This is a genomic window from Alkalinema pantanalense CENA528, assembly GCF_050753345.1.
Taxonomy (GTDB): domain Bacteria; phylum Cyanobacteriota; class Cyanobacteriia; order Leptolyngbyales; family Leptolyngbyaceae; genus Alkalinema; species Alkalinema pantanalense.
Genome location: NZ_JBLZFX010000056.1, coordinates 1 through 12868, shown reverse-complemented (window position 1 = coordinate 12868; position 12868 = coordinate 1). Strand labels below are relative to the sequence as shown.

12 protein-coding genes are annotated in these 12868 nt (G+C 48.8%); 10 read left to right on the top strand and 2 right to left on the bottom strand.

The features are described from left to right. Nucleotides 1–274 precede the first annotated feature (274 nt). Nucleotides 275–952, top strand: a complete 678-nt coding sequence (locus ACN4EG_RS17430) for a hypothetical protein (protein ID WP_431631336.1) — start codon at nt 275–277, stop codon at nt 950–952. 218 nt (nt 953–1170) lie between these two features. Here ACN4EG_RS17430 and ACN4EG_RS17425 read toward each other — a convergent pair whose 3' ends face one another. Continuing rightward, the gene (locus tag ACN4EG_RS17425; RefSeq protein ID WP_431631335.1) at nt 1171–1983 is read right to left on the bottom strand and encodes a uracil-DNA glycosylase; all 813 of its coding nucleotides are present in this window, start codon (nt 1981–1983) and stop codon (nt 1171–1173) included. A gap of 191 nt (nt 1984–2174) precedes the next feature. Here ACN4EG_RS17425 and ACN4EG_RS17420 point away from each other — a divergent pair, with 191 nt between their 5' ends. From ACN4EG_RS17420 to ACN4EG_RS17390, 7 genes are all read left to right on the top strand, one after another. Further along, nucleotides 2175–3695: a M50 family metallopeptidase gene (locus tag ACN4EG_RS17420; protein WP_431631334.1), complete on the top strand. Its 1521-nt coding sequence runs from the start codon at nt 2175–2177 to the stop codon at nt 3693–3695. 205 nt (nt 3696–3900) lie between these two features. Next, on the top strand, nt 3901–4407 hold the full coding sequence (locus ACN4EG_RS17415; RefSeq protein WP_431631332.1) for a TlpA family protein disulfide reductase: 507 nt from the start codon (nt 3901–3903) through the stop codon (nt 4405–4407). A gap of 2 nt (nt 4408–4409) precedes the next feature. After that, nucleotides 4410–5231, top strand: a complete 822-nt coding sequence (locus ACN4EG_RS17410; RefSeq protein WP_431631331.1) for a cytochrome c biogenesis protein CcdA — start codon at nt 4410–4412, stop codon at nt 5229–5231. After that, entirely contained in the window at nt 5216–5812 is a 597-nt protein-coding gene (locus tag ACN4EG_RS17405) for a sigma-70 family RNA polymerase sigma factor (protein ID WP_431631330.1), read from the top strand. Before ACN4EG_RS17410 ends, ACN4EG_RS17405 begins: the two co-directional genes overlap by 16 nt. A gap of 4 nt (nt 5813–5816) precedes the next feature. Next, nucleotides 5817–6695: an anti-sigma factor domain-containing protein gene (locus tag ACN4EG_RS17400; protein WP_431631329.1), complete on the top strand. Its 879-nt coding sequence runs from the start codon at nt 5817–5819 to the stop codon at nt 6693–6695. Between the two features lie 384 nt (nt 6696–7079). After that, nucleotides 7080–8204 (top strand): lactonase family protein, encoded by a 1125-nt coding sequence (locus tag ACN4EG_RS17395; RefSeq protein WP_431631328.1) that lies wholly within the window; start codon nt 7080–7082, stop codon nt 8202–8204. Nucleotides 8205–8487: 283 nt separating this feature from the next. Then, nucleotides 8488–8655: a hypothetical protein gene (locus ACN4EG_RS17390; protein WP_431631327.1), complete on the top strand. Its 168-nt coding sequence runs from the start codon at nt 8488–8490 to the stop codon at nt 8653–8655. Between the two features lie 334 nt (nt 8656–8989). On the opposite strand, the gene ACN4EG_RS17385 is transcribed toward ACN4EG_RS17390, so the two are convergent. Next, nucleotides 8990–9208, bottom strand: coding sequence for a hypothetical protein (locus tag ACN4EG_RS17385; protein ID WP_431631326.1), 219 nt, complete (start codon nt 9206–9208; stop codon nt 8990–8992). A gap of 769 nt (nt 9209–9977) precedes the next feature. On the opposite strand from ACN4EG_RS17385, the gene ACN4EG_RS17380 reads away from it, so the two are divergent. Both ACN4EG_RS17380 and ACN4EG_RS17375 read left to right on the top strand, forming a co-directional pair. After that, nucleotides 9978–10727 carry a class I SAM-dependent methyltransferase gene (locus ACN4EG_RS17380; protein ID WP_431631324.1) on the top strand — a complete coding sequence of 250 codons (750 nt, stop codon included), beginning with the start codon at nt 9978–9980 and terminating at the stop codon, nt 10725–10727. A 166-nt stretch (nt 10728–10893) separates the two neighbouring features. Further along, on the top strand, nt 10894–12672 hold the full coding sequence (locus ACN4EG_RS17375; protein ID WP_431631323.1) for an ArnT family glycosyltransferase: 1779 nt from the start codon (nt 10894–10896) through the stop codon (nt 12670–12672). Nucleotides 12673–12868 lie beyond the last annotated feature (196 nt).

The following is a 12868-nucleotide window of genomic DNA, read 5'->3' as shown; positions in this document are numbered from 1 at the left end:
CCACTTGGTACGAGTAACCATCAATAGTCAACTTTGGCGGTCAGAACTTTACTGGCCGCTTTTTTATGCAGTTTGAGCAGTCTGCGATCGACGATCGCGGGTCGATTGACTGCCGCATCTCCCGACTAGCAAACTCATTGCTCGTCAGCCCGTCAAACTCGTTACCACTAAAATCCACACCAACCGTAAAGAATCCTGATCTAGGCTAAAAATTGAGTACCATTGAAAAGCTGCAAGATCAACACTTCGAAAATCTACCGATTTTTGTGACCCTATGGCTGTACTCAACGATCGACAACTGAAAATCCTACGGGTCATTGATGCAGGCAGCATGACTGGCGAAGACATTGCCACCGCCGTTGGGTCTTCCATGCAGTTACTCAGCTATTACCTCAACACCCTTTCCGACGACGGCTACCTCAAAATAGCAAAGGTCTACGATAACTTTACCCGCGAGTTTCAAATTGTTCGGGCCTATCTAACCTCGGAGGGCAAACAAGCACTGGCCCAAGCCGAAGCAACCCAGGCTGTCCTTTCAACGGCTCAACCTACTGTCCCACTGACTAGCGCAACGATCTCCAACACCGCACCGTCTTCCATCCCAGTGGTCGATCGGGCGTCTGCTAACGAGGCTAGTCACAGTAGCTCTGACCATAGCTCTGACCTCAACCTCAACTACAGCACCCTCGCTCAGCACATTACAGCCATCACCCCCACCCTAGAGCACCTCCCCCCCAACCGTCGGGAACTGGTCAGCGTTTACCTGGAAGATTTGACGATCGAAGTGAACCAGCCCGACAAACGGCGAAGTAATCGCATCAAAGCCTACTTCTTTGCAATCCTAAACACCGTTTTGCCCATCCTCAAACATTTGCCCCAGCCTGAGTCATTCACTCAACAGATTCAAGCGATCGCCCAAATCCTACAATTACCCATCAAATTGCCAGAATAGTCTCTCTTAAAGTGCGATCGCCAACGATCCCCTAAGGGAACCGCGCATCAATAAAATCCCAATTGGGTAGGGGGTAGGAGAGTAAAAGGGTAGGAGGGTAGGGGAATGAAGAGGGGATATTATTTCTTTGCAAATCCCTAAGACCCCAAAAGCAACTGGCAAAGCAATCACCTACCCTCCGCCCCCCTCTACACCCTTCCCCACTGAGCCAGCGGGCCTTACAGTGCTGACTGCAATTCATCAAATTTCCGGCGCACTTCCTGAATATCCTGCCACATGAGCCATTTCGGGCTGCCTTGGGTGCGGGAGGGGTTGCGTAGCAGGTAGGACGGGTGGAACACAGGCATGCAGGCTCGCCCTTCCCAGTCCCGCCACTGGCCGCGAATCTGCGTGATTTTGACGTTTTTCTCGTTCAGCAATCCTTCGATCGCGGACGCCCCTGCCATGATAATAATCTTCGGATCCACCAGTCGAATTTGTTCCATTAAGTAGGGACGGCAGGCATTCATCTCATCCCGTACAGGTTTGCGATTCCCCGGTGGACGGCATTTGACGATATTGCAAATGAAAACGTCGTCTTCCGTCAGCCGTACCGACTCCAAAATCTTGTCCAGCAACTGACCTGCTTTCCCAACAAAGGGCTGTCCCGTGAGATCCTCATTTTCCCCCGGCCCTTCCCCAATAATCATGATGAGGGCATTGGGGTTGCCTCGGCTAATCACCGCATTCGTCCGCGTTGCACCCAAGTCACAGCGCTGACACTCCGAACAATGGGCCTTAATTTCCGCCATAGACCCGTAGGTGCCTGCCGGAATGGGGATACGAGCACTGGTCGGAATTTGGCTTGGATCAAAGGATGCCGGAACTGACGGGACGGGTGTGGCCGCTGAAGCCACTGGGGGGGACGGCTGGCTCGCTGAAGACTGGGCAGAAGAGGTGGTAGGATTCGCCTCCTCCTCCGCTTCCGCATTCCCCCAATCAAATAAACTGAACTGTTGATCCGCCGTGGACTCAGATTTGGGATCAGGCATAGGACACAAGGGCTGAACAAAGCTTAGCTTCAAAATTGCTGATCAATTCTAGCGGGTTTAGGGAGCTATCACTAGACCAAGCTATAAATTTGCCCTAGCTTAAAATTGATGAGGCAATGCATCACTACTCGTTGGAAAAATCTAGTTAAAAAACAAACAGAGTTGTCATAATTTTCAATATTAATCAAATCATGATTATTAGGGATCAACCAGCAAATTATCACAATGAGCCAATCATCACTATGAGTAAGGCTGAAATCTCCATAAACCACCATCGTTTGAAAATTGCATCGAATTTAGAAAATTGGTTGTGGATACCTGCGATCGCTGGCTTCGTTTTCATACTCTTTCAATCTGAGCGTTGGGGACCCTTAATCTGGGTGCTGGGGAATGTTTTGCTATTGCAGGTCATGATAGTTCTCATGACGCTACCCCATGAGTTAGGCCATGCAATCACCGCTCGTTTAGTGGGAATGCAGGTCAGCAAAATTGTGCTTGGAACGGGGAAAGCCCGTTGGACATTCCAGTTTCTAGGTTTTCTTTGGGAAGTTAAAACAATTCTAGCGGGAGGAATTACACTTTTATCGACTAAGTCTATTTCATGGTATCGATCGCGGTTATTTATAGTTATCTTAGCAGGGCCGTTGGCGAATGCTTTGATGATTCTGGGACTGATGCAATTGCCACAAAACCTTGTACTTCATCCCATTGCTAATACCTTACTTTTCCCAGGGATTGTATTTTATATTGCGAATGCTGTCATTGTAATTGGTAATTTATTTCCAATCTATACCAAAATTGATGACGTCAAAGTTCCAACGGATGGCTTACAACTTCTCACCATTCCATTCCTATCTCAGCGAGATGTTGTGCAGCGAGTTGCTTTGGCCTATGTGGCAGAAGGTCAGGAATGGGAACGTCGAGGTCATTCTCAACAAGCGATCGAGTGCTTTATCCAAGCCACAGCTAAAGATTCCCAATGCGTTGCAGCTTACCAGAGTTTAGGCACGGCATATCAAACTTTAGGTGATTATTCCAAGGCAATCCAATACTGCAATCAAGCGATCGATCTTGACTCTCAAAATGCCCTTTCTTATTTTATCCGGGGTATGACCTATACTTTCTGGCGAAGAACTGACCCCCAGTATTTAGATCACGCTCTCAACGATTTCACCCAAGCCATTCAAATTAACCCGAATCTGGATGCTTTCTACTTTATGCGGGCTGCAATCAGTAGCTATGTAGGCAATCTCACCCAAGCGATCGACGATTTTACCCAGGTGATTCGCCTCAACCCGAGTGCTAATGCCTACTACAATCGCGGAGCCGTCCAGTATCAATCGCGAAATTATTCCGCTGCCCTTGCAGATTTTGATCACGCGATTAAGCTTGATCAGGCCAACTTACCTGCCTACTACGGGCGGGGCAATGCAAAATATGATCTCCAAGATACCAACGGCGCATTTGCAGACTTTAAACAAGCTAAACACCTCAGTCACGCGATTCATAGTGGTTCTAGCGGCAGCACTCCTACCGAAATCGATCCCAACGATGAGCATGGATTTTATCTCAGAGGAGTTGCACTGCTGCGGCTGGGCGATCGGGCGAGTGGCTTAAAAGATTTACAAACTGCCGAAAACTTATGTATTGAGCATGGGAATCCTCAATTGCTGCAAACCGTCCAAGAGCTGATGCAACAAGCTTCCGACTGATCATGATGATGATTAGTTAAAAGGAAAAGTCGCCCGATCGTCCAATCAAGATCGAACGTTCTAGACTGGGCAGCAGCCCCAACGATCGAGCCGCACCACGAATTCATCGAATCCACATTAATCCAATCACTGGGATGCTGTGTAACTTTGATACCAGCGCTACCGCAAGGCTGGTCTGACAGTCCCTAAAAGTGAGAGTGAGACAATGAATCGTGACTTCATGAATCGTGATTTTTCGATCGTAGCTGCAACTGTGCTCGGTACGGCTGTTCTGGGAACAGTGGGTTGGGTCGCGATCGCGGCGGCTACACAACCCAGCTTGGCGATGTTGCCGCAAGCCCCTGTACTGATTGCTCAAAATAGCAGTTTGGCAAGGCAATTGCAGGGAAAACCTGTGGTGGTCAATGTCCACGCTCATTGGTGCCCCGCTTGTAAAACCGTTGCGCCCGTATTGTCCAAACTTCAGCAGCAATACCGGGGTAAAGCAAATTTTGTGTCCTTTGATGTGAGCGATCGTGGTTCGACCCAGTCAGCTCAAAATCAAGCGAAGCAATTGGGCTTAAATAGCTTCTTTCAGTCAAATAAATCCCAAACCGGGCTAGTGGCGATCGTTGATCCAGCCACCGGACAGATTCTGCAGCAATTCCGGGGCAACGGTAATTTAAAAGATTATCAAACGGCTTTGCAACAAGCGATTAAACAGGTGCGTTAATCATGGCAGTCAAACGATCGAACCTTTTACGATTACCTATCGTGAAATTCATCGGTTTAGCCTTCGGAACCGCATTGATTGTCCTCCTGACAAAGCAATTTGTCCACCTTTGGCAGCCCTTAGAACAGGTCATTTTGGACCTATCGACTCAGTATCAACAGTGGTTCGAGTCCCAAGAAGTTGGGCAGCGATGGCTGTTGCCTGCAGCTTTTGTCGGGGGATTAATTGCTAGCGTTTCTCCTTGTATTCTGGGTTTGTTACCAATTAATCTCAGTTACATCGGTACGCTGGAAATGAAATCCCGCTGGGACGCTTTGACCAAGGCCCTATGGTTTGTGTCTGGAGCAATTACCGCCTTTAGCCTCCTAGGATTATTTGCATCTTTGGCGGCGGCGGTGTTTGTGGATTTCCGAGGGTATATCAATCTACTGGTGGGCGCGATCGTTCTATTGATGGGAGCCAGCTTTGCCGGCTGGTTCCATCTGCCTCTGCCCAAAACGCAAGTGGAATTGCCGATTCCTGGAGCCTATGGCGTCGGGTTTACCTTTGCCCTGGTGAGTTCTCCCTGTGCCAGTCCGGTCTTATTTGCCGTCTTAGCAGCAGCGGCGGCGACCGGGTCCCAGTGGATCAGTTGGCTGACGATGGTCAGTTACGCGATCGGCTATACGATGGTGATTTTTTTAGCCAGTTTATTCACAGGGCTGGTGAAACAAAGTCGTTGGCTATTGCAGCGATCGAATTGGGTCATGCGCGTTGGCAGCCTTGTATTGCTGACAGCGGGTGCTTATTATGTCGTTGACGGTGTCCTATGGTTTCTCTCATGATGCAATGGCCCGAACAGGTAAATTCTTCAGCCCAAGACGATCGGACATTGCTGACAGCACTGTGTCAGCGGCAGCCGACAGCCTTAGCAATACTGTACGATCGTTACAGCCATCTAGTTTATAAACTCGCTTTGCAAATGCTCAAAACTGAGGATGCAGCAGCGGATTTAACCCAAGAGGTGTTTTTGGCCGTTTGGCAAAAGCCGGAACGATACAATCCAGAACGCGGCACAATGACGGTATTTCTGTCGGTCATGACCCGATCGCGGGCGTTGAATCGCATACGTTCAGCAAAATCTCAGCAAAGTATGGTCGAACGGTTTAGTCGGATTGCAACGTTAGAGTCTGGGGATAGTCCAACATTGGCTCAAGCATCATTGACGGAATTATCCGATCGCGTGCGTCAGGCGTTGCAAGCCCTACCAGAAGCCCAGCGAACGGTTTTAGAAATGGCCTATTATGAAGGTCTATCCCAGTCAGACATCACCAAACGCACTGGAATTCCCCTAGGAACTGTCAAATCCCGATCGCGCCAGGGACTTTTAAAATTACGCGAACTGTTACACGACTTAGCGGAGTAAGACCATGAAACACTCACAAGACTGGTCAGAAATGCTGGCAGGCTACGTTCTCGGTGATCTTTCCTCCGAGGAAATGATCCAGGTACAGCGTTATTTGGCAGATAATCCTGATGCGGTGACCCAGCTTGAAGAACTGCAAAATATTCTGGCATTGTTGCCATTAGGTTTACCAGATGTCGAACCGCCTGAACGTTTGAAAGGCCAAATTTTAACCGCAGCGATGGCAGAAGCATCGCCCGTGGCCAAGACTCCAGAGCAGGTAGAAGCACAGGCGCTAGTAGCAGCGCAGAATGTCGGTAAAGATGGAGTCGGCAAAGATGGAGTCGGCAAAGCACCCGATCAAGCTGTGGATTTAGCCCAAGCCCGATCGCGCCGCTTGCCGTTCTTTCGAAAACATGGGTTACCGATCGCGGGGGGAATCGCCGCCGCGCTGGTGGCTGCTTTGGGTCTACGAACCTATCAACTCCAAGAACAACTAACCGCAACCCAGCATCAGATTGCTAACTTACAGCAAACAGTAAATGGGCAAGAACAAATGGCGACCTTGGCAGCCACCCAGGGACGCACATTGACCATGCAAGGCAGTGGGCCGGTGGCAGGAGCAGCGGGCAAAATATTCGTGGTACCGCAGAAAAAACAGGCACTCTTGGTCATTGAACATTTGCCACCGCCACCAACGGGCAAAATTTATCATCTCTGGGCCGTTGTACAGGGCCAGAAGGTTTCCTGTGTGCAGTTTGTGCCAGAAGCCAATGGCAAAGTCGTCATGGAGGTTCCTGTCGATCGTTGGCGGCAGGCCACTCAAGTCGGGGTCACGCTAGAAGACGAACAGACCAATGTACTTCCTGCGGGAGAAATGGTCATGCAGGGACAATCGATTTAGGGCTTCTCGCCCATAGCTATGCGATTGACGGCTTAGGCTGCGCGATCGTTGGGTTGCCTGTGTAGGGAAGCTGTAGGGATCACCCTGTCTCAATGCCGTTTCCATTTCAATGCTGTTTCCATAGCAGAGGGTTACAGAAATGCTATCACCCTCTGCTTTTTTACGGGACTCTACTTTTCAATCCCTCCCGCATCACTATTTCAATTAATTTCCTATCACTGATCGTTACATTACTGATAGCATACCCTAAGTTTTTCTGAGAATGTTATTAGAAGCATTTTGTAAAATCTAAATCTTGTAAATATAAATCCAAAAATAAATTTAATTTGTATTGATACTAAGACATCACTTACATCAATTTAGATTCAATACAAGGAATACAAAATGAAAAACCGTCGTACATTTTTACTCAGTTTTACTGCACTGATCATAGCGACTTCAGCATCAGGCGCGATCGCGCAGCCGTACAATGACGCAATTGGTGTTCTTTATACCGCCAGTAATGCAACTGATGTAAATCAAGTTCTAGCATTTCAACAAATGAGAGATGGGTCGCTGAAAGCGATCGGAACAACGGCTACTGGGGGAAAAGGTTCGGGCAGCGGGCTGGGTAATCAAGGAGGCTTGGCATTAACCCGCGATCGACGCTTGCTGTTAGCGGTCAATGCAGGAAGCAATGAGATTTCCGTATTTCGCTTCAATGGCGATCAGCCTGTGTTGGTCAATAAAGTTTCCTCTGGGGGCACTCGTCCTGTCAGCATTGCGGTGCAAAACCAGACGGTATATGTTCTGAATGCTGGTAGTGATGACATTGTTGGCTTCCGTTTATACAGTTCTGGACAACTTGTGCAATTGCCTGACTCACGACGGCCCCTCAGTGGCCAAGGAACCGCACCCGCCCAAGTCAGCTTTACCCCCGATGGTAGTTTTGTGGTCGTGACGGAAAAGAGCACCAACCAAATTGCAACCTTTCCAGTCATTTACTATGGTAATGTTGGCTATCTTGGCAATCGCATTAGTAATCCCTCAGTCGCAAATACCCCCTTCGGCTTTGCCTTCGATCGTAAGGGACGTCTGTTGGTGTCTGAGGCAGTTGGCGGTGCGCCCAATGGGAGTTCAATCTCGTCCTACAACCTATTCAACAACGGGCGCTTAAAGACTATTACCCCTGCGGCGAAAACCAACCAAACGGCGGCCTGCTGGGTTGTGGTCTCGAAGGATGGTGAATATGCCTATACCAGTAATACTGCTAGTGGGACTCTGTCTGGGTTTAAAATCCTGCCCAATGGTGCATTAAAAGCCTTGAATGCCGATGGGGTCACTGCAAGCACAGGCACAGGGAGTGGCCCGATCGACATGATTTTTAGTCGTAATGGTCGCTTCTTAAGCTCGCTAAATACCGGAAACGGCACCATCACAACATTCCGTCTCCGGGAAGGGGGTCGCCTAGTAAGTAGTGGTTCGATCTCCAATCTCCCACGATCGGCGAATGGTTTAGTCGCACGCTAGGTCTTCCGCTAGGCTGACCCGCCCATTTTTGCCAGTTACCCTACCAACATGAATGGAGCAGATGCCTATTCGGACCAGTAATTGAGTAATCAAGCCCTGAGGTTGCAGTGAAAGACGATCGTGCAACCTCAGTAACCTCTACCAATTTCATCTCGATCGTAGCCACCCCAAGGAGCGTTGGTACAAATTTTCATCTGAAAGCCGATCGTAACTTTGCCGTTCTTGCAGGTAAGATAGTCCCCACTCTCTTGGGAACACGGCTTTCGGTGTAGGTAGGATTCGCATGGCTCAAATCACCCTTAGGCAATTGGCGCACCCATTTATCCAGCAGCTTGGGTTTATTGCCATGCAACCCTATCTACTGCTGTTGTTTTTGCCCCTCCTGCTGATCCAAAGTAGCCAACAGAGCCTTATGGCCCACAATGAAGGCTATTTACGCCACCCAAGCTAAGCATATTGTAGGAACTGGCAATTGGCTCCTGCCCCAATTACTCAGTCAGTTAGCAGGTATTCGACGCGATCGTTGAATTAGATCAACGATCGCGTACCACCATTGCCGCAACAAAGTACAGCAATCACTGAGGTACAGCAATTACTGAGCATTACGATCACTGAGCATTGCAGTTACTGAAATCTACAGCGGATTCCGTAACAACAAGGAAGCGATACAATGCGTGCATCGGTTCGGCTGCGGGTGCTGTCTCAAGCGGTTCAGCCAAGGGCTACAAGATTAACTGAGCGCTAATCCCCTTGAACACTACTTATCAACCGTGCCCCATGCCAGATTACTTTCTGATGGCACCCTGGGGCCGATCGATAAAGCGACTATCCATCCGCCAGGTATGATATTTTCCCCACACTTGGTTAACACACCAAAAATAGTCTTTTTCGGGGTGTCCGGTTTGCTCTTGGCGCAACAGCTGTTGCAATTTTGCTTCGTCACCATAGAGCCAATCACAAAGCTGGGTATACTTCCGTTGACCTTCTTGTTGAGTAGATTCCATATTAAAGGGCCTGTTATACAGATTATTGCAGGGTTACCTGAAATCAAAAAAATGACCCAAACTATTTTTCTAAAAAGCCAGGACAGTTCATTGTTCGCGATCGACAGTTCTAGCCACGGGTGATGCCCTGGAGACAGCCCAGCAAGCAAATTTTGCGTTCACGATATTCTAGGGTTTATCCAGTATAGCGTTGTCAGGAGTGAATTGTCGGAAAAATTCCGCCACTAGCAAGACCTCTCGACGCAACCTGAAATGACCTTTGCCATCACGGCCTTTACCCTCCTGATCCAGAGTGAATCCCGGTTTCCGTAGAGTCCAAGTTTCAAGTGAGTTCTTTGAGATCACTGGAGGTCAATAGTGCATAGGTATTAGAGACTTACCCTAAGCAACATTGTAATAGAGGGCTAGTCAATACTACAGCCACTTTTATCTGTAACAATTCTTTCAACGAGTCTCTCAACTATTCTTTTAACAAGTCCTTCAATTATTAGGATAACATTCTTGCTAAACAACCGTAAATGCTACATCTCCTTCCTAGCTAATGCCTAAATCCCCGTAAATTCTAGGTTTCAGCATAATCATCCTAAAGTCAGTTGACTCAATACTCTCCTCAACCTATGATGAGGCCAACTTAGTAGCTGCGAAATGCAATTTTTGGCTTCTGGTTTGCCCTGTTGACTCTGCTCTGCTGACAACACGGTGCTCCTTTCCAGATCGGCTCATTTCCCAAACGCTGGGGATAGCGCACCCTCTGGAAGTACCCTAAATAATGCCAAAATCTCAGATCGCCAACTATAAGACCAAAGTTGAAACTATTTGCATCGGCGATATTTCATTTCAGATTTGTACCTTGGCCGATCGCGATCAATCTCCCGCTCCAGAAAGCCTTCCATCTTCTCAGATCAACCTGCCCACGGAAGCGATCTCGTCAGCCATTTGGTCATATTTCGGCACGATTTGGCCTTCTGGTCTGGTACTTGCCGATGCAATGAGCCAATATCCGATCGGCGGCAAAAAGATTTTGGAAATCGGATCAGGCATTGCCTTGGCTAGTCTTGTGCTGCACCAACGGGGCGGAAACATTACCGTCAGTGACTATAATCCAATGGTGGAATCATTTCTATTGGAAAATGTTGCCATCAATCAACTGCCACCCCTGAAATTTCAACAAAGCGACTGGACACAAGCGAATTCGCAATTAGGCAAGTTCGATCTGATTATTGGCAGTGATATTCTCTATGAACGGGGACATCCACAAATAATAGCCGATTTTATCGATCGCCATATTAGCGACTCTGGCCAGATTATCATTGTCGATCCAGGTCGAGATCACCATCGCAAATTTTACCAAGTCATGATGGCCCAAGGATATTGTTACTCCGAAGAAAAAATTCGCGATCGCTATCCTGACAGTTCTGCCTCGCGAGGCCGCATCATGACATACTCCCGATCGTTCCAAACTGAGCCCTGCGAAGGGGGCGTTCCGGAGTCGCCCGCAAACCGTCCCAACCTCCCCTAACCAATTCCCAACCTCTCCCCAACGAATCCACTGAGCCTCTAAGGATGCCACAAAGCCCTGTGGCAAGGCAGCCCCTGTACCTCGCTCGGACTGCCTTGCCATCCTCTAAGCATCTTGCCAATTCACGCTAATCTAGAGAACGGCACTCGGTTTCGGCAGGATTCGTATGGCTCAGAGCACCCTTAAGCAATTGTCACATTCCTTCACCCAGCGGCCTGGGTTTATTGCCATTCAACCCTATCTCCTGTTGTTGCTCTGGGTTCTGCCCCTGCTCCTGATTCAAAGTAGCCAACAAAGCCTCATGGCCCACGATGAAGGAATTTACGCCGCCCAAGCCAAACATATTCTAGAAACAGACAATTGGCTCCTGCCCCAATGGAGAAATAACATGACCTTCGATCGTACGATCGGGATTCAATGGCTAATTGCGGGCTGTTATCGTTTATTGGGACTAACGGAAACGGCGGTGCGCTTGCCCAGCACGATCGCATTTGTCGGTACAGTATTACTGCTTTATCGCATTGGCACCCGGTTATTAACACCCATAATCGCACTTGTCGGCGCAGCGATCTTTGCAGTCACGCCTCTAGCATTGCAGTACGCTAAACTGGGGACTCAAGATAGCGTTTTAGTTTTTATTGAAGTGCTTGCAGTCTGGGCCATGTTGGAAGCTGAGCCTACAATCACTCCAGCCAGCGAGACTCCACCATCCAACGCCCGATCGGAGGAACTCTCAACAAAAATTGCAACCATTACTGAACCGCGTCAATTCTCATCTCCCAAAACTTCGAGAAACTCACCCTGGCTGTTACTGACCGGAGCCGCTTTTGGTTGGGGGTTTTTGATTAAGGGCTTTATGATTATCCCCGCCGCGATCGCGCTGTTGCCTTACCTCATTGGAGCCAATCGCAAACATCGTCACTTATTCAATCCTTGGCTTTATGGCGGCTTCATTCTGGGCTTAATTCCCGTTGTGAGTTGGTTGGGAATAACCTATACAAACTATGGAAGTTGGATTTTTGAGCAACTGTTTGGCAAACTTTTCCATCTGAAACAGCAAACCTACCAAGGCGCGGGGCCATTGTATTATTTTTGGAATGTTCCTGCTAATGGGTTTCCCTGGGTCTTTTTTGGACTGATTGGCATTGCCCTTAGCGTTGTTAATCACACCTACAAAACATTGCTGCACCATCGCTGGCTGTTACTCGTGGGATTTCCTGCAACGTTATTTGTAGAACTCAATCTCTTTGGGACTAAAACTCAATACTATCCCCTCCAACTGTTTCCCTGGATTGCGATGTTTGCCGCGATCGCGCTTAATCATTTTGTCGCCCACTATTTACACGATCGGCGATCGCAACTTTTGGGCTATCTCAGTCGCGTCTTTTGGGGATTTGGCCTCCTGCTCCTGCTCCTCAGTTGCGCGGTTTTAGCCGGGGTCATTCAGCTAGACATTGACCATATCCGAACGATCGCGACTGCAACCGCCATCCTCGGACTGGGATGGTTATTTCCCTGGTCTGTTTGGCAGCGGCGATCGATCACCCAACAACCCACCTTAGTCAAACATTGGCTGGCCAGCGTACTCCTAGCGCCTTGGCTCGCCCTGGCCTTCACCTTCGCCACGGGATTATGGGGCAATTACGAAGCCAGCCTCAAATCCTTTTTAGAGCAACCCAACGTTGCGCAAATTCTCCAGCACCAAACCATTAATTTTGTCGCCAATGAGGAACCGCTCAGTCGGCGCGATCGGAAACGCTATCTCCTGCTCAATGTCTACACGCCCCAAGTAGGCCAACACAGCACAGAAGTCGAAGCCCTCGGGCCAACGGAATTTGCATGGCTCGATCCTAACCAACCCCTTCCTAACGGAACCCAAGTGCTAGCCACCTATGAAGGCTGGAAACTGGTACAGCGATCGGAGAATGGAAGATCGGCAAATTAGTCATAGCCGCCTCTCTATCCACGGGATATATCCACACCACCCCCTGGGCTTGTTTGGTTAACCCTCTTCAGTCACTCTAAGCAGAGGAATTTAGAATAGAGAGAGTAGAGTTTAGAGAGCCTAGCAACTGATGTCCGCCTCCAGAGAAGCTCGACCAACGATTCGCTTTGTCGATGAGTATTGCCAACTCTATGGA